The 19085-nt window shown below is 68.8% G+C and carries 7 protein-coding genes; 3 read left to right on the top strand and 4 right to left on the bottom strand.

Annotation, left to right across the window (positions count from 1 at the left end):
• Nucleotides 1-188: 188 nt before the first annotated feature.
• The gene (locus tag CFB35_RS35200) at nucleotides 189-359 is read right to left on the bottom strand and encodes a hypothetical protein (RefSeq protein WP_167351632.1); all 171 of its coding nucleotides are present in this window, start codon (nucleotides 357-359) and stop codon (nucleotides 189-191) included.
• Between the two features lie 174 nt (nucleotides 360-533).
• The gene (locus CFB35_RS33120) at nucleotides 534-1445 is read right to left on the bottom strand and encodes a DUF72 domain-containing protein (RefSeq protein ID WP_059578022.1); all 912 of its coding nucleotides are present in this window, start codon (nucleotides 1443-1445) and stop codon (nucleotides 534-536) included.
• Nucleotides 1446-1855: 410 nt separating this feature from the next.
• Between CFB35_RS33120 and CFB35_RS33115 the strand changes: the two genes are divergently transcribed.
• Entirely contained in the window at nucleotides 1856-4027 is a 2172-nt protein-coding gene (locus CFB35_RS33115; protein WP_059577695.1) for a TonB-dependent siderophore receptor, read from the top strand.
• Nucleotides 4028-4049: 22 nt separating this feature from the next.
• Here the strand turns inward: CFB35_RS33115 and CFB35_RS33110 are convergent, their stop codons facing one another.
• Nucleotides 4050-4865 carry a response regulator gene (locus tag CFB35_RS33110; protein ID WP_059577696.1) on the bottom strand — a complete coding sequence of 272 codons (816 nt, stop codon included), beginning with the start codon at nucleotides 4863-4865 and terminating at the stop codon, nucleotides 4050-4052.
• A gap of 1127 nt (nucleotides 4866-5992) precedes the next feature.
• Here CFB35_RS33110 and CFB35_RS33100 point away from each other — a divergent pair.
• Both CFB35_RS33100 and CFB35_RS33095 read left to right on the top strand, forming a co-directional pair.
• Entirely contained in the window at nucleotides 5993-9586 is a 3594-nt protein-coding gene (locus CFB35_RS33100) for a YadA family autotransporter adhesin (protein WP_059577699.1), read from the top strand.
• A 347-nt stretch (nucleotides 9587-9933) separates the two neighbouring features.
• Entirely contained in the window at nucleotides 9934-10341 is a 408-nt protein-coding gene (locus CFB35_RS33095; protein WP_179231829.1) for a VOC family protein, read from the top strand.
• Nucleotides 10342-10461: 120 nt separating this feature from the next.
• Here the strand turns inward: CFB35_RS33095 and CFB35_RS33090 are convergent, their stop codons facing one another.
• Nucleotides 10462-19065 carry an RHS repeat domain-containing protein gene (locus CFB35_RS33090; RefSeq protein ID WP_089466196.1) on the bottom strand — a complete coding sequence of 2868 codons (8604 nt, stop codon included), beginning with the start codon at nucleotides 19063-19065 and terminating at the stop codon, nucleotides 10462-10464.
• Nucleotides 19066-19085 lie beyond the last annotated feature (20 nt).

Genomic DNA, 19085 nt, shown 5'->3' with positions numbered 1-19085 from the left:
TCGCCGCCGATGCAAAGAACGCACGCGTTGCCTACTATCTGGCGCGCGCCGTCGCGCACCGCGCCTCATCGCACCGCGGCCCGACGCATGGAACGCTTGGCGCGGACGCGGCCGTCGGCGTGCATCCGGCACCGCACCGCGGTCAGCGTGGTCACCGCGATCAGCGAGCGCGTGGCATGCGCGCCGCGCTACGACCGGTCGCGATTCCGGGCGCGCGTCGCGCCCGTGATGACCGCGATGCCGAACAGGATGACGGCCACGATCTCGATGACGTACTGCGCGACATGCAGCGTCATCAAACCCCAGGCGACGCCGCCGATGAAAATGATCCATCCCACCAGATAGATAAGCAGGGTCATCGCTTTTCTCCTTGCAGTGTTGGCCCATGGCGCCGGTTACCGGTCATGCAAGATTTACCGGGCGCACACGGCGGGCGCGATGAAGGGCGCGAGCCGGGAGAGCCGGAGCATATTGCGCGCCTGCCCGCGCGGTGCCCGGACGGCATGCCCGATGCCCGCGGCGCGCCGAGCATTTCATTCGGTTACCGCATCATGCGCATGCAGCCCGAGCCGCGCCATCAGCCGCCCGGCATCGAACGGCGCCTGCGTTTTCGTGTCGTTGTCGAAATAACAGTACACGTCGCGCGTCTGCGCACGCGGCGGTTGCAGCGCCGGTGCGGCGAGGCGCGCATCGTCGGGCTGCGTGCCCCGGCTCCACGCTTCGATTCTGCGCGCCCATCGTTCGAGCGCCGAATCGGCGTATTCGCCCGAATACTTCGTTTCGGTGCCGTGCAGCCGGATGTAGACGAACCGCGCGCTCAGATCCTCGAACTGCGGCCACGCCTCGGTCGAATCCGACACGACGAGCGCGACCTTGTGGCGACGCAGCAGCTTCACGAATGCCGGGTCCACGAAGCTGTCGTGGCGGACTTCCACCGCATGACGCAACGGCCGCTTGCGGTCGATCCGCAAATACGGCTCGCGCACCCGCCCGTCGTGCCGGCCGGCGAGTGCGAGCGCGGCCTCCGTGTCGGGCGGCAGCAGGCTCAGGAAGCGCTCCATGTGCGCCGGGTCGAACCGCAGCGACGGCGGGAACTGCCACAGCAGCGGCCCGAGTTTCTCCTTCAGCGCGAACAAGCCCTGAGCGAAAAAATTCGCGCACGCGATCGTGGCCGTTTCGTCGCGAAAGCGGAGCATGTGCGTCAGATAGCGCGATCCTTTCACGCTGAAAACGAATCCGGGCGGCGTATCGGCATACCAGCGCCGCCAACTGTCGGGCGCTTGCAGGCTGTAGTGCGTGCCGTTGATCTCGATCGTCTGCATCCGGCCCGACGCGTACCGCAGCTCGGCCGCCTGCTTCAGGTCGTCCGGATAGAACGTGCCCCGCCAGCCTGCGTAGCGCCAGCCCGAAATGCCGATGTGAATTTTGCCGGATGTGCGTGTCACGTCGATGCCCGGCTGCGCCGGGGTGCCTGATGCGATCGCGGCGATGCGCAAGATGCGTGCCGCGGCGCGCATCTTCCGCGCGACGGGCATGGGTTGTTCCGCCGGCGGCCGGTGCGGCGGGCCACCTGCGTGAACCGGCGACCGCGATGACGCCGCCGCCCGCATGATCGACAATGCGCCACTTTGAACCTGCGGGCAGTGCCGACCGGATTATTTTTTAAAGACCGCGTCACGTTCGGCCGGTATGATCGCTGCGCTCGCGAACGACGCAATCGGCCCGTGCTTGCCGGGCCACGCGGCAGCGTCATCGCGAGCACGACAATCACGACATCATCGGGCGGCCCTCCGGCGACATACGGTCCGCCGATCCGGCAGAACGGGCCAACCCAGCACGACGGAGTATCGACACGATGTGGACGGAGACAGGAGCGCGGCGGCGCGCGCGGGCGATCGCGGCCGGCGGGGCATTGTGCGTGGCCGCCGCGGGCGGCGCGCACGCGCAGGCATCGGCGCCGGGCGCGGCGGCCGTGCTGCCGGCCATCGACGTGCGAGGGCCGACGGACGCTTCGTCCGTCGGGCTCGTCGGGCGGCGCACCGCCACCGGCACGAAGACCGACACGCCGATCGACGAGATTCCGCAAACGATCAACCTCGTGACCGCGCAACAGATCGACATGACCGGCGCGGCCGACCTGAACCAGGCGTTGCGCTACGTGTCGGGTTTCGCGACGTTCGGCGCCGACAGCCGCACCGACTGGTATGCGGCATTGCGCGGCTTCACGCCGACGCTGTACGTCGACGGGCTGCCGGCGCCGGACACGGCCGTGATCGCGAACTGGCGGGTCGATCCGTACACGATCGATTCGATCGCGGTGCTGCGCGGGCCGACGTCGGTGCTGTACGGCGCGGGCGAGCCGGGCGCGATCGTCGACGCGCACACGAAGCTGGCCAACGGCGAGCGCGTGCGCGAAGCCGGCGTGCAGATCGGCAACGATGCGCGCAAGCAGGCCATGCTCGACGTCGGCGACAGGCTCGACCCGGACGGCAAGTATGCGTACCGGTTCGTCGGCGTCGCGCGCGACGGCAATGCGGTGACCGGCCCGAACGGCGACCGGCGCGTCGCGCTCGCGCCGTCGTTCCGGTGGCGGCCGAACGCCGACACGTCGCTGACGTTCTCCGCGACGTTCCTGCAGGATAGCGGCGACATCTCGTCGAACTTCCTGCCCGCGTCGGGCACGGTGCTGCCGAACCCGAACGGCCGCCTGTCGCAGGACCTCTACATGGGCGACCCGTCGTTCAACGACTATCGCAAGAAGCAATGGTCGCTCGGCTACGCGCTGGAACACCGCGTGAACGCGATCTGGACGCTGCATCAGGACGTGCGCTGGTCGCATCTGTCGCTCGACGACGCGACGGTGTTCGGCAACGGCCTCGCGCCGCGCAGCACGACGAACATGATGCGTTTCGCGGGGCTGTTCCAGCTCAACTACAGCCGGCTCGACGTCGACAATCACGCGCAGGCGCGCTTCGGCACGGGGCCGCTCGAACACACGCTGCTGTTCGGCGTGCAATTCGACCGGCAGACGACGACCAACAGCGTATGGCTCGCGCTCGCCCCGTCGCTCGACCTGTATCACCCCGTCTATCGGCCCGTGACGGCCGCGATCTTCGCCGGGCCGACGTCGCTCGGCCACGTCGATCAGTACACGGCGATGAACTCGGTTGGCGTGTACGCGCAGGACCAGATCCGCTGGCGGCGCTGGACGCTGACGCTCGGCGGCCGCGAGGATTTCGTGAATGCGCGCTTCGACGACCGCACCGCCGGCACGCATGCCCAGCAGGACGTCAGCGCGTTTTCCGGGCGCGTCGGGCTCACCTATCGCGGCGACGCCGGGTTGTCGCCGTACGTCAGCTATTCGACGTCGTTCGATCCGGTCATCGGCGTGCGGATGTTCGGCGGCGGCCTGCCGAAGCCGACGCGCGGCGCGCAGACCGAGGCCGGGCTGCGCTGGGAGCCGTCCGGCTGGAACCTGATGCTGAATGCGGCCGTGTATCAGATCGACCAGACCAACGTCGTGACGCCGACGCCGGCGACTCTCGACCCGACCGCCACGACGTCGGTGCAGACCGGCAAGGTGCGCTCGCGCGGCATCGAGCTGAGCGCGGTCGGCAAGGTGACGCGCGAGCTGTCGATCGTCGCGTCGTATGCGTATCAGGACGTCAAGAACGTGCAGGCGAACGACGCGTCGCTGAACCACTGGCCGGTGTCCGTGCCGCTGCCGCGGCAGATGGCGTCGATGTGGGCCGACTGGACCTGGCGCACGGGCGCGCTGGCGGGCCTCGGCGTCGGCGGCGGCGTGCGCTACCAGAGCGCGTCGGCCGGCGCACCCGACAATTCGCTGACGGTGCCGAGCGCGACGCTTTACGACCTCGCGATCCATTACGACCTGCCGCGCTGGCGTTTCGCGGTGAACGTCGCGAACCTGTTCGACCGGCGCTACGTGAGCGGCTGTCAGTCGTATGCCGTATGCGTGTTCGGCAACGAGCGGACCGTGCTGGCCAGCGCGAAATACAACTGGTAGGCGTGAGCGTGCCGCATCGGGCCTACGCGCGGCGTTGCGGCTGCCGGGTAGCGGCGCGCGCGCCCGTATCGCGCTGGCGCCGCCATTCCGTTGGCGTGATGCCGAACCGTTCGCGGAACGCGGTCGCGAAATTGGCCGGCGTGGAAAAGCCGATTTCCTTCGCGATGCTGGCGATGCTGAGCGTGGTCGAATCCAGCAGATCCTGCGCGATGCGCAGCCGTTCGTAGCGCAGATATTCGAACACCGTCTGGCCGAGATTGTCGCGAAACGCGCGCGACAGGCGCTTCTCGTGCGTGCCGACCGCGCGCGCCAGTTCCTCCACCGTCGGCGGATCGTTCAGCCGGCGCGACAGGTGGCGAATGGCCGCGCGCACGATGATGTCGTCGTCCTTGCCGCCGGCGAACGGGTTTTCCGCCGGTTCCGGGTCGGCCGGCCGTTCGCGTCGCGTCCGCGAGAGCTGCACGCGAATCCGCGCGATCACCTCCGCTGGCTCGAACGGCTTCACCACGTAGTCGACGCCACCGATCTCGAGCCCCTCGAGCCGCTCGTGCAATGCGCCGGCCACGGTCAGGAAGATGACGGGGATCGCGCACGTCAGCGGATCGGCGGCCAGCAGGCGGCACGCGGTGAAGCCGTCCATGCGCGGCATGCGCACGTCCATCAGGATCAGGTCGGGCCTCAGCGCCTGCGCGCGCTGGCACGCCTGCGCGCCATCGAATGCGATGCTGATTCGGCATCCCGTGCTGCGCAGGATGTCGGTCAGCAACCGGAGCTGGTCGGGTTGATCGTCGACGATCAGGATATGCGCGTCGCTCAATGCGGAGATCGATGAAGGCATCGTGCACCTGTGGTGAAAAGGCGGTTGGCTGCGTTTCCGCGGGTGGCCTGCCCGGTGCGGAGGAAACGTCGGAGCCCGCTCTGTGGCGATGCATCCGTCGCATCGCACGCTCGCATCGATTCCGGCACGGGCGGACCCGCGCGGCACGCAACCGTTCGACGTATCGCGCGGCGTTCGTCGTCTGGATCGCCGAGCCGGTCGGGACGCGAGGGATTGCCGTGCTCGCGTCGAGAATGGCCGCGGCTGCCGGAATCGGTGCGAGCGGAATTGTAGGAGCATATTTCGAATCCGGCCAGCCATGGCGGCGCCATTCTCGCAATTCCTCCTTTTCGATTATCGAAAATGGCGGTTTTCGACAGGAAACATGAAGCGTCGATGCGCGTCGCGCCTCGTGGTTTACGCGTATTTTTCGTCGCGAATGCGCAGCTGCGGCCGGCTTGTCGATTGTCTATTTCAGAAAAAACATCATTTGAATCCGCTTGGGCAAAGTATTTATCCGCTCGATAAAAGATCTGGATTAATTGCATCGTCGCGAAATCGTTTGCGGAATGAGCGTATTTAGTCTAACTCATTGAATATTTTGAATTTTACAATCTATAAAGAATGCCGCCTTTAATAATTCAGGCACGTGTCTCATAATTCGTCCGAACTTTGAATGACGGGTGGAGCAGGGCAGCGCAAGCGGTGACGGACGTTGCCCGACCCGGGGGGCTGCGCATCGATTGATGACGGTCCAGGCAAGTGCTCGCCGCACGGCAATGAAACTCCGGTTTCCGGAGATGAAATAAAAGAAGCGGGGTAGGTCGCGGTCGGCGCGGCAAAAAAATCGGAGATGTCACGACGGCGGATTGAATCTCGGGATTCAGTCGGGGAAAAAGCTCGTCCACAAGAATCAATATGTATTCCTGATGAAGTTGTCGAATTAACGGAACGGAGCATCGATCCGGCGTCATGCCCGGGGCCCTCGAACGCCCCGCCGAAACGGGTGCTCGATACGCGTCGTGTCGACATGGCCAGCCCGGCGGCGGAATCCGTTTCAGAACCGAAGTCGCAATCGAAGTCGAAGCTGTCAATAAAAGTAAGTAGTCCGTATTCAAACCAGACGCTACACAACGGAGCAGAAGACCATGAAGAGGAAGCAGATTTCGGCGCTCGCCGCCGCGATGTTCACCGGCGCGGGTGTGCTGATTGCCGGCGCCGCCCACGCGGACAATTTCGTCGACCGCGGCAACCCGGACAACGCGCTGAACGGCCAGTGCATCGACGGCACCAACCCGCTGTGCGTGGCGACGAAGAACGGCAGCTACGTGGCCGTCAGCACCACCAACGTGACGCAAGGCACCAACGCGAAGGCCGGCGCCAGCGGCATCGCGATCGGCGACCAGTCGAACGCGGGCAGCAAGGGCAGCAGCGGCAGCGGCGGCGCGATCGCGATCGGGGTCGGCTCGCAGGCGCTGGCGAACTCGGCCACCGCGATCGGCACGGTGGCGGTGGCACAAGGCAATACGTCGCTGGCGGTCGGCCGCCAGTCGGCGGCGGTCGGCGATTTCTCGATGGCGCTCGGCAACGTCGCCGATGCGCACGGCACGAGCTCGATCGCGCTCGGTCACTCGGCGCTCGCGAGCGGCGACCGCTCGGTCGCGATCGGCGGTGCGAATCCGACGTCGAGCGACGGCGTATCGGCCGGCGCATCGTACGACGCGGCCACGCAGACGCGCGCCGGCGGCACGCAGTCGGTGGCGATCGGCGCCGGCGCGCAGACGAACGACAACAACCAGGTGGCGATCGGCTCGGGCAGCATCGGCGCGAACAACGGCGGCACGCCGGTGTTCGGCGGCACGGCCGCGCCGGTCGGCGGCGCGGTCTCGTTCGGCGCGCTCGGCAGCGAACGCCAGCTCAAGAACGTCGCGGCGGGCGCGGCCGATACCGACGCCGTCAACGTCCAGCAACTGAAGAACGTGAACAGTACGCTGAGCACGGGCATCGGCAACGTCGACGCACGCGTGACGTCGGTCGGCAATGCGCTGTCGACCACGATCTCCAACGTCGACCAGCGCGTGACCAGCGTCGGCAACAGCTTGAGCACGAGCATCGTCACGGCGACGCAGAACGTCGTCAAATACACCGACGACTCGCATGCGGCGATCGCGCTCGACGGCGCCACCGGCACGACGATCGGCGGCGTGGCTGCCGGCGTCGCCGATACCGATGCGGTCAACGTCGGGCAGTTGAAGGGCGGCATCGAGCCGCTGCAGACGTCTCTTTCGACCGCGACGTCGAACATCACGAACCTGCAGAACAGCGTGACCGGCATCAACGGATCGCTGAGCACGGCGGCCTCGAACATCGCCGGCCTGCAGGCGGCCGATACTCGCAACGTGAAGTACGACGGCGCGAGCGGCTTCGACTCAGTGACGTTCGCCGGCCGCGACGGCACCACGCTGCGCAACGTCGCGGACGGCAAGGACGCGCACGATGCGGTGAACGTCGGCCAGTTGAACGGCGGCCTCGCGTCGCTGAGCACGAGCGTGACGAACAACCTGAGCACGACGCTCGGCAACCTGAGCACGTCGATCGCGAGCCAGATCGGCAACGCGACGAAGAACGCGGTGCAGTACGACGACGATGCGCACGGCGGCGTCACGCTCGGCGGCACGGGTGCAACGGCGCCGGTCGGCCTGCACAACGTGGCGGACGGCGTGGCCGCGAACGATGCGGTGAACGTGGGCCAGCTCGGCAAGGCGACCGACGCACTGAACCAGTCGATCACGGCGGTCGGCAACCAGGTGACGACGAATACCGGCAACATCGCGGCGCTCCAGCAGGACGCGCTGCAGTGGAACCCGGCGCTCGGCGCGTACGATGCGAGCCACGGCGGCCACGGCCCGCAACTGATCAGCAACGTCGCGGCCGGCAAGAGCGGCACCGATGCCGTCAACGTCGATCAGTTGACCGCGGCGATTCACGACGGGACGAGCCAGCTCGACGCGCTGGCGGTGAAGTACGACGATGCGAGCAAGCAGCAGGTGTCGCTCGGCGCGGGCAACGGCGGCAGCCCGGTGCGCGTGACCAACGTCGCACAAGGCAACGTGGCGGCCGGCAGCACCGATGCGGTGAACGGCGCGCAACTGCGTCGCACGACCGACGGCGTGGCGGCCGCGCTCGGCGGCGGCGCGACGGCGAACGCGGACGGCTCGATCGGCGCACCGGACTACAGGATCGGCGGCAACGCGTTCAACAACGTCGGCGACGCGCTGACGAACCTCGACGGCCGTGTCGGCAGCAACACGACGACGCTCGCGAATCACGAAACGCGCCTCGGCAATGCCGAAACGAACATCGCGGGCAACACGGCCGCGATCGCCGGGCTGCAACAGGATGCACTGCAATTCGACCCGACGCTCGGCGCGTTCAACGCCGCGCGCGGCGGTGCGCCGACGAAGCTGACGAACGTGGCCGACGGCAACCTCGCAGCAGGCAGCACGGACGCGGTCAACGGCGGCCAGTTGTCGGGCGTGAAGACCGCGCTCGAACAGCAGATCACGAACGTGTCGAACCAGACTGGCGAAGCGGTGAAGAACGTCGTCAAGTACGACGTCGACCCGAGCGGCAACCGGCTGAATTCGGTGTCGCTCGTCGGCGGCGACACCACGTCGGCGGTCGTGCTGAAGAACGTCGCGGCAGGCACGAGCGATACCGACGCGGTGAACGTGAAGCAGTTGAAGGACGTGCAGTCGAACCTGAACCAGCTCGGCGCGCTCGCGGTGCAGTACGACGACAGCTCGAAGAGCACGATCACGCTCGGCGGCGCGGGCGGCACGCGCATCACGAACGTGCAGGCCGGGACGCTCGGCGCGACCAGCACCGACGCGGTGAACGGCTCGCAGCTCTACGCGACCAACCAGCAGGTGGCGAAGAACACCACCGACATCTCGAACCTGCAAGGAAGCGTGACCAACATCGCGAACGGCAAGGCCGGCCTCGTGCAGCAGCAGGATCCGAACGGCGCGATCACGGTCGGCAAGGACGCGGGCGGCACGAGCGTGAACTTCTCGGGCACGGCGGGCGACCGCGTGCTGACCGGTGTCGCGGCGGGCGTGAACGACAACGACGCGGTCAACGTAGGCCAGTTCAACAACGCGCTGAAGAACGTGGCGGCCAACGACCGAATCCGCGCGGTCGCGACCGATGCGAATACCACGTGGATCGCACGTGCCGACGCGGGCGCGATCGGCTCGACGGCGACGGCAACCGGCAAGAACGCGGTGGCGGTCGGCCAGGGTTCGGTCGCCGATCGCGACAACTCGTTCTCGGTCGGCGCGAAGGGCAGCGAGCGCCAGATCACGAACGTCGCGGCCGGCACGGCGCCGACCGATGCGGTGAACGTGCAGCAACTGAACGACAATCTCGCGACGGCGTCGACGCAGGCGAAGGGGTATACCGACCAGCGCATCGGGCAGGTGTACAACGCGTTCAACGACCTGAAGAAGGACATGTACGGCGGCGTCGCATCGGCGATGGCGGTGGCCGGCTTGCCGCAGCCGACCGGCGCGGGGCGCTCGATGGTGTCGGCGGCGACGTCGAACTATCACGGCCAGCAGGGCTTCGCGGCCGGCTACTCGTACGTGACGGAGAGCAACCGCTGGGTCGTCAAGGCATCGGTGACGGGCAACACGCGGTCGGACTTCGGCGCGGTGGTCGGCGCGGGTTATCAGTTCTGATGCAGCTTGCATCGCGTTGAGCGATGCGCGGTGCCGGGCAACGCATGCGACGCCCGGCATCCGCTGTCGATCCGCGGCCCGGGATTCGTTCGCGAATCCCGGGCCGTCGTCGTTCGTCGTCGCCGGCCGATCGCGCATTTCGCACCGACGATGCCGTCGCGAATGCGAGCAGCGCCTTCCGCCGTGCTCGTCGCCATCCCGTAACGCCCGGCCCCGCAAGGGTTTGCACGCGCCCGCGGCGGAACGTCCAATGCGAGTTGTGGAATGCGAGCTTGCGCTCGTATTCTGAAGTCCTCGGGCGGCACGGCATGGGGCCTGCGCCCATCATCGCATCGGAGCACGCGACAATGACCGACACCACACAGACGATGAAGCTCAACCACCTGAGCTTTCCCTCCGCCGACACGCTGGCGACGGCCCGATTCTTCGAGCGATACCTCGGCTTCACGATCGCGGGAAGCTGGGACAAATCCTGGATCCTCAAGCGCCCGGGCTTCGACGTCGTGATCGATCACGTCGGCGACGGCGTGCCCGCGTGGCCGACCAATTTCCACGTCGGCTTCGAGCTGCCGAGCCTCGATGCCGTGCAAGCGCTGTTCGCGCGCTTCAAGGAAGAGGGCGTCGCGATGGAGACCGACGTCTTCAACAACGGGCGCGGCTCGCGCTTTTTTTGCCGCGCGCCGGGCGGCGTGATGTTCGAACTGAACACGCGCGCGGATGCGGCGCCGGAATATCAGGGCACCTTCGACGACTGACGCGACGCGGTTGCGGCCGCGCATGGGCGTGACCACGGGCAGAAGGTGAAGCCGCGCGGTATGCCCGATGCGCGACGGCCGCCACGCGGCCGTCGTCGCTCGTCGCGACGTGTCGCGCCGTCAGCGCGGCTGAAAGCGGATCCATGGCGTCGAGTTGTTGGTCGGATAGACCACCCACCAGTGCGCGTACACGTCGACCCGCAGCTCGTTGGCCAGCGCCTGCGCGAAACCGAAGCGGCCTGCCATCCCCGCGAAGCAGGTGACGAGCTTGATCGGCCTGCCCGACGCCGCGGGAAAGTTCGTATCGGCCGCGCCGTAGCCCTGCGCGCGCAGGAACCGCGCCAGCGTGGACGCGGAGATCGGCCGGTTGATCTGCACGCCGTTGTTGCCCGTCCACTCGACCATCGCGCTGCGCGAGATGCCATGCGTCGCCACGACGTCGACGTCGAGGTTGCCGATCCGGGTGAGATTCTGCGCGAACTGCTGTCGCTGCAGATCGGTGGTGAACGCATCCCACCTGCGTTTCACGCTGGTCGTGACCGGATCGTTCGGCATCAGGATCCGCACCTTCCCCACCAGGCCGCTCTGGCCGGGCTCGCTCGGCAGGCCGGGCGTGTTCGGCGGCGGATAGTTCGGGATTTCGCCGGCGTTCTCCAGCGGCGTCGGGTTGACGCCGAGCGATTCCTTGCCGGTGAAGAACGTGAGGTGCGCGCCCGCCGCCATCAGCCCGGCGCCGCCGCCCGCCACCGCGCCGATCGCGATGTTCAGCGCGGTCGCGCGGCTGAAGAACGGCTGCCCGGTCATGCCTGCCGTCACGCCGGCCCCGGCCGCCCCGCCGGCCACGCCGCCCGCGATGCCGGAGACGAGCGACACCGACAGCGTGGTGGCCACCTTGCCCGCGCTCAAGCCGAGCGCCGCGCGCGCGGTCAGGGCGCCGGCGCCGCCGCCGGCCAGCGCACCGGCCGCGCCCGCCGCCGCGCCGGCCAGCGCGTCGATGCCGAACTGCTTCCAGCTGATCTGGTCGCCGGTGGCCATGCTCATGAGGTCGCCGGCCATCGACCCGACCGCGCCGGCCACCACGCCCACCAGGATCGCCGCGCCGATGCCGGTGCCGAGCAGCACCACGCCGGCCACGCCCACCACCAGCGTGACCAGCGCGCCGACGATGATGCCCCACACGTTCATGCCGCTCGGATCGGTGAAGACGAGCGGGTTGTTGCCGACATAGACGTACGGCGACGGCGTTTCCAGCATCGGATCGACGCTGAGATAACGGCCGTATCCGGGGTGGTAGAAGCGCGCGTTGCAGTCGTAGAAACCGGAATCCGCGTCGTAGTTGTGGCCGGTAAACAGCCGCGGCCACGCAAGCGGCGCGGCCACGAGCACGGTGGGCTGGCCGTATACGTCGTACTGCCACGCGCCGACGGTCTCGCCGCTCGCGTCGAGCAGCACGCGCACGCTGCCGAGATGGTCGAGCAGCCCGAAGTAGAAGCGCCCGTCGTGCCACGCCACCTGGACGTCGAGCGCCGCGATGAAGCGGGTCGGCTCGCTCGCGCCGTTTGCCGTATCGATCACGACTTCGCCGTCGGGCATCGACATCTGGAAGCGCTGCGTGGTCGCGCCGCCGCTCGTGCGGGTCAGCGCCGCGCGATTGCCGTCCGCGTCGCGCAGGATCGACAGCGACACGCCCGGATTGGCGTAGCTGACGGGGCGCCCGGTGCCGGCGTCATAGCCGATCTGCCAGCGCGCCGCACCGGCGCCGTCGCTCGCGCCGACGATCCCGCCCGCATGGTCGTACGCGAACGTGGTGGTGTCTTGCGCGGCCGTGTAGCCGGTCAGTCGGTTGGTGCCGGCCGCATACGTGTAGCCGGCCGAATCGGCGCCGCGCGTGTGCCGCTCGAAGTTGCCGTTCAGGTCGATGTCCCAGCGTTGCGCGTCTGCGCCGGCGCCGAACGCGGTCAACTGGCCGAGCGAATCCATGGTGGTGCAGGCCGGCCCGAGCGACCCGCCGGGTACGTCCGCCGTGACGGTCTGACTCGCGACTTCGCCATTGTAGTAGCCGCCGCCCTGACAGGCGCCGGTGTCGTAGCCGAGCGTTTCCCTGAGCACCGCCCCCGCATCGCTGAGGGTGGGCCAGCCGGGCGGCGTGTACGCGAAGCGCCGGGACAACATCGCCGAACCGTTGCCGTCGGGCAGCAGCCGGGTGAGCGCCGGCTTGCCGTTCGGCTCGTACTCGTGCGCGATCAGCACGGTCGTCGTGCCGCCGGTGTCGGCCGCGACCTCGAGCACGCGGCCGAGCGCATCGTAACGGCGCAGGCTGACGAGCCCCGTGGCCGAATCCGTGCTCGACAGCAGGTTGCCGCCGGCCGACCACGTATTCGCGATGACGCAGTCGCCCGCGGGCATCCCGGCGAATTGCCGGCGCCGCGCGAGCACGCGCCCGGCCCGGTCGTACGCGACCGTCTCGGTCAAGGCGGCCAGCCCGGCGTTGCCCTGGTTGACTTCGACCTTCCAGAGCCGGCCGACGAGATGGTCGTCCTGCGTCGCATCCGAGCCGTCGCCGTCGTAGTGGCGGCGCACGCTCCAGGTGGGCGGCGACGGCGGCCAGTCGGGGTCGTCGGCATGCTGCTGAAGCTGCGTGCGATCCCACGCGACGGCGAAGGTGCCTTCCTCGATCACGCGGCTCAGCGTGTCGTATTTGCGATAGGCGACGTAGCCGCCGTTCAACGCATTGCCGTCGGCGAGGAAGCGCATCAGCCCGGCGCTGCTGTAGACGATCTGCGTGGTGCCGCTGTCGGGGTCGGTCGAGCTGAGCCGATGCCCGGCGAAGTCGTATTCGGCGGTGCTGCTGCCGGCCGGCACGGTTTTCGTGCCGGCGCCGCCCGCCGCGTACGACGCGGGCGGCACCGACGCGACGGTGCGGCCCTGCGCGTCGTGGATCTGGCTCATGCGCCAGTCGAGGCTGTCGTCGGTGGCCGAGTTCTGCACCACGCGGCCGATCAGGTGCTCGGCCGTGTCCGACCAGGTTTGCGTGAGCGCGCCGTTGGGATCGACGTCCACCGTCAGGTGGTATTCGCCGAGCGGCAACGGGTACGCGAAGCGCCCCGCATCGGTATTGACGCCATAGCCGCGCGTCGCGTAATGGGTGTTGCCGGGCCGGATCGCATAGTCGTAGCCGGGCTGGCCGAACGCCACCGGCCGGCCGAGCGGCGCGTTTTCGTACGCGGTGCGCGAGAACGGATAGCCGCCGGCATCGGGGTGCCAGGCGGCCAGCGCGCCCTCGAGCGGCGCGCCTTCCCAGAGGCTGCCGCCGGCGCCGCCGTTGGTCACCAGGCCGTCCTGGTAGACGAACAGCGCCTGGGCGCCGGACACCGTGACGCGGCTCGTGAGCGCCTGGATCGCGCTGTTGCCGCGCTCGTCGTACACGCCGGTGTCGAGCACGGCGCTATCGGCCGATTCGAGCTTGAGCGTCTGCAGGCTGCGCGCGAGGCCGTCCCGGTACTCGACGCTCAGGGCGACGTCCTCGGCCACGGCCAGCGCCGAGAAACTGCCGGGCGCCGTCATGCCGAGCTGCAGGCCGAACGGGGCGGCGACCGCGGCGTTCGCATATTCGAACACCTTGCGCCCGTCGGCGAAGAACAGCACGCGGCCCGTCACGGCCACCAGCAGCCATTCCCGTGCGGCCGGCGCGCCGCTGTCGGATTGCAGCAGCACCGCGTTCGCGCCGTCGAGCCGCCACAGACGCCAGCCCTGCGCCTGGCTGAAGCCGACGAACCACGTGCCGGTGCCGAGCACCGCGTCGCCGAGCGTGGCGCGATCGACCAGCACGCGCGCGGCGATGCTCGTCGCCGCGAAGCCGGTGCGTTCGAGCCGCGCGCCGAGCGGCCCGCCGGCCTCGCCGTGATAGCTGAGCAGGCCGCCGCCCGCGGTCCAGTCGGCCGCATTGCCCGACGCGGCCGTGTAGAACGCCAGCGCGCCGTTGCAGAAGCCGTCGTACACGCCGGTCCCCTGGCCGGTGACGTTGATCGCCGCGTTCGGCGTGGCGTGCGGAAACGGGGCGGCCGGGCCGATCGTCGTGTCCTGCGCGGCGAACCAGGTCATGCTGATCAGGCTCGGGTTGTCCCAGGGGCCGACCGTCACGGAAGGCTCGGCGAACGGGTTGTAAAGCGTGCGCGAGCGCACGCCGTTCGGCGCGGTGGTGCCGAGCGTGCGCAGCCGTGCGCCGTCGTAGGTGATCGACTGGAACTGGCAGTCGAGCGGCGTGAAGAACACGTCGTCGAGCCGCAGCCACGCCGCGCCGCCCGCCGGCAGTTCCGCCTGAATGCCGAGCGTGACGGCGGCGTTCGCGCCGAGGCCCAGCGACGACGGATCGACGGTCCATTGCTGCGGTTGCCACTGGCCGGCGGTGGGCGCGAGGCGCCGGCTCACCTGCGCGCCGCCCGGCGCGGTGAGCGTCAGCGTCACGGCGAAGTCGCGCGCGGTCGCGCCGGGCGGGCTCTTGAACCAGAGGCCGAACAACTGCCGCGCGCGGCCGTCGGTCAACGTCACGGCGCGGGTGAGCGTCGCCGACGCGGTGATCTGCAGGCACGCGGTGCCGCTGGCCGCGTCGTCGCGATAGACGGCCGCGCCGGCCGGCAGGCTCCAGGTCGGCCGCTGGTAGTCCTCGAAACTGTCGTACGCATTACCGCTGGCCGAATTGACGAAGCCCGCGATCCGAAAACGCCCCGCGTCGTCGAACAGCGAAGCCATCGGCCGGCCGGTGACGTCGTGCGACAGCAGCACGTTGCCTTCGCCGTCGCGGGTGTCGATACGCTCTTCCAGCAGCCAGCCCGCGCCGGGCTGACCGCCGTTCCACGCGGCGAACGGCGGCGCATCCGCGTCGACCGCGACCCAGCTGTCGGCTTCCGCCAGATAGGTGGTGCCGTCGTCGCGGGCCCAACTGCGGAAGGTCTGCGCCTTCGCGGCCTGCAACAGCCAGCCGCCGTCCGCCTGCACCCGCGTCGACGCACTGGCCACCGGCGCGAGAATGTGCGCGCTCCACATCGCCGGGTAGACCTCGAAACCGAACAGCGACGTGCGCTGCGTGACGTTGAGCTCGCCCCGGCTGTCGTAGTAGGCGGTCTGCACCGTGGCCGGATAGCCCGAGGCCGCGTTGTACGCATAGGTCATGGTGCGCTCGACGCCCTGCAGGCTCTCGATCGACGTCGCGATCTGCGGCACGGCGTCGTAGAGATTGCGCAGCGCGGTGCCGTTCGCGTCGCTCGCGACCTGGTCGGTGTAGGTCCAGTCGCTGGTGGTGGACGACAGCAGCGTGCCGTCGCGGTCGTACACCGAGGTCGACAACAGCAGGCCGGCGGCGAGCGAATACGCGTCGTCGACGGGCGCGGCCGTACCGCATGCGCCGGCGCGGACGCGGCAATCGTCCGGCAACTGCAGCGTGCGCGCGGGCAGGCCGTTGTAGAAATGGCTCGTGGTCCAGCCGTAGCGCTGCGCCTGCGGCGTCTCGCACGCCTGGTATTCGGACACCGTCGAGAATTGCACGATGCTGCCCGACGGATCGGTGTTGGCCGACACGTCCGCGTACGCATAGCAGCGCAGCATCGTGTCGTAGCCGCTGTCCATCGCCAGCGCGGTCACGACGAAGGCCGCGAGCGGCGCATGCAGCGAGTGATTCGCATAGCGGTGCAGCGTGACGTGGGTCGATGCGTCGATCTCGTTGCCCGACGGGAAGGTCACGAAGCCCGACGGAATCGCCGGCAGCTTGCCCGAGATGGCCGTCTCGTACTGCAGCGTGCTGTTGAGCAGGCGGAACATCTGCTGCCCGGGGAACCGCTCGACCACCGGCTCGCCCTGCGCGTCCCGCAGCAGCCCGCCGTTGCTGAAGAAGCGCACCTGCGTGTCGAGCGGCGCGCCGTCGGCGTCGAGCGTCATGAACGCGAGGAAATCCGGCGCCTGGTTGATGACGGTCGTGCTGTCGAAGCGATCGACGGTGATTTCGCCCAGCCGGAATCCGGCGATCGGGTTCCACGCGGGCCAGACCGAACGGCCGTAGAGGTCGCGGTTCTGCGACAGGAATTCGCCGGCCAGCGTCGGGAAGCCCTGCGTCTGGCGATCCGCGGGCGCCGGATCCTCGTCCTGCAGCAGCTGGGTGACCCAGGGCGTGTCGGCATCGGGATCGAAACTGTCGAGCGCGGAGTAGAGCGCCGACGTCGTGTTCTCCGTCTTCAGCACGCCGAGCGGGTCCCACGCGTACCAGTAGAACTGGCGGTTCGCGTCGCTGCCGGGCGGGTACTGGATGCCCGCGAAGTGGTAGGACCAGCTCACGCCGTCGAACACCAGCACGTTCGGGCCCGAGCCGATCAGACTGTTGCCGGTGATCACGGGGCCGAGCGTCTGCATGAACGCGGGCGACAGGTTCGTGAAGCCCGGGCCGTCGAATACGTCGGGCAGCGGGCGCAACGCGAGGTTGCCGTAGTCGTCGTCCCACGCGGGCACCGCCAGGCGGTAGTCGAAGGCTTTCACCACGCCGCCCGACGACGCATAGCGGTCGATCCACGCGGCTGCCGCGAAGCCCTGGCCCATCGACAGCTGGAAATACGACGTGGCGCCGACGGCCGGAATCGTGATCGCGTCGGTGTCCAGCGTGCTGCCGAGCCGCCACGCGAGCGTCGCCGCATCGCGGACCATCAGGCTGAACCGGCCGCGTGCCGTGTCCGCGTCATAGCAGAACACCAGATAGTGATTCGTGGCCGCCGCCACGTACGATTGCGTATTGATGCTGCCGGACGGGCAGCACGTGCCGCTCGCGAGCGCGGGGGCGACGTCCCAGCCGCGCGTCTGCCAGTTCAGCGCGTAGCGGTCGACGCGGCGATCGTCGTTGTCGATCACGACGAAGAAGTCGGCGCCGTTGGCGATTCGCAACTGGCTGCTGGCGTAGCGGTACGGCGTGGGCGCGCCGGGCTCGCCCGCGAAACGCCAGTCCGCGTTCGCGACCGGCCGGCGCGACGCGAGATAGAGCGTCGATTGCGTGTCGTCGAGGCTCGCCAGCACGAGCACGAAGCTGTCGGCGCTGGTCGTGGCCACCGTCCGGTCGAGATCGAGCGCGCCGTCGAAGCGCTGCCAGTCCGTCCAGGCCGGAATCCAGCGGCCCAGCCACGTGTAGACGTTCACCAGCAGCGCGTTCTCGCTGGCCTCGTACCACGCGACGACCACGTAGTCGGCGCCGTACCAGATGCGCGGCGCGCCCGGCCGGCTCGCGCCGAACGGATTGTCGACGGTGAGGTTGCGCGAGCCCGGATCGACGTTCTCGTCCGCGCCCACGTCGATCTCGGCGTACGTGTAGCGCAGCACGCCGCCGGTGGGCAGCGTCATCGACGTCATCGCGCCCGGGTTCGGCGCGCCGCCGGCATCGAAGTTGTAGTCGAACGCGATGCCGGGGCGGGCCGCGCCGCCGCTGAACGTGTCCGTCACGCTCTTCAGATAGCGTTTGTAGCAGGCGCCGGTGGCGAGCGGATTGGCGGCGTCGCGCGGCGCGAGAAGGGTCAGGTCGTACCAGTCGAAATCGAGGCGCGTCTGCTGCGCGCCCGAGCCGTCGATCACGTCGACGTGGTCGAGATAGCGCGTCTCGTAACGGTCCTGCCACGCGTTCGGCTTGTCGCCCGGCACCTGGGTCGGGTCGCCGTGCGCGGCCAGGTATTCCTTCGGCGCGTCGAGCGAGCGGGTGTCGTAGGTCATCGGCTGCCACGCGAACCGGCACGACCAGCCGAGATCGTTTTCCATGCTCGCGATCTGGCATTCGCGCGTGTAGGTCAACGTGCCGTCGCCGACCGCCTGCTCGATCGTGCTGTACGAAAATTCGATCCAGTGCCCGAGCGTGTTGCGCAACTGCGCGAGATTCCACGCCACCGCATAGCGCTGCTGGTTTTCCGCGCGGCGGCTCGGGCCGACCCAGTTGCCCCAGCGGATGCCCCACTGGATCAGGTTGCGCGCGGCGGCGGCCGCATCCGAGCCGCCGTAGGTGGCGACCGTGCCGTCCGGGCGGACGACTTCCCAACTGTCCCAGGCCGGGTAGTGCGTGATCTGCCAGAACTGGTAGGGCGCCGTTTCATAGGACTGGCCGTCGGTGGTCACGGCGATCGTGCCGTCCGCTTGCCGGCGCAGCAGATGCGAGCGGCGCAGCGGCGCATCGTCGAGGCGCCACTCGCCGGGGCGGCCGGTGGGCGACACACGCGCGTCGCCCGACGGGCGCCAGCCGTATCGCTCCAGCGCGGACGCGAGTGCCGCCGGCACGCGATCGCTCGCGAACGGCGCCGCGCTCGCGGCGTCGTCGAACGCGTCGGCGGCCAGCGTGCCGCGGCCCCACGCTGTCGGGATCGGCACGAGCTGCATCGCCTGGCCCTGGCTCATCAGGTAGTACTGCACGTCGAGCGGGCTGCCCGTGCCCTGCGTTTCCGCGACGATGCGCTCGAGCGGCATGCTCCAGCCCACGCCGAGCGCGCCGCTCGGGTTCGTGAGGTTCCATTGCGAGACCTGGTCGGCGACGTTGCTCTGGTACAGCAGGGTCAGGTCGAACGCCAGCCCGCCACGCGCCGGCAGCGTCAGCAGCTTGAGCGGGAAGGCGAGATTGCCGCGGAACAGGTTCACGGCGGAACCGAAGCTGCCGGCGTCGAACTGGAGCACGCCCAGGGCGGGAATGTCGGCCTGCTGGCTGGCGGTGGTGGACATGGCGACTCCTCGAGAAAATG

Source organism: Burkholderia sp. AU16482, assembly GCF_002223285.1.
In the GTDB taxonomy this organism is placed as follows: domain Bacteria; phylum Pseudomonadota; class Gammaproteobacteria; order Burkholderiales; family Burkholderiaceae; genus Burkholderia; species Burkholderia semiarida.
This window is presented reverse-complemented; position numbering and strand designations above follow the sequence as displayed.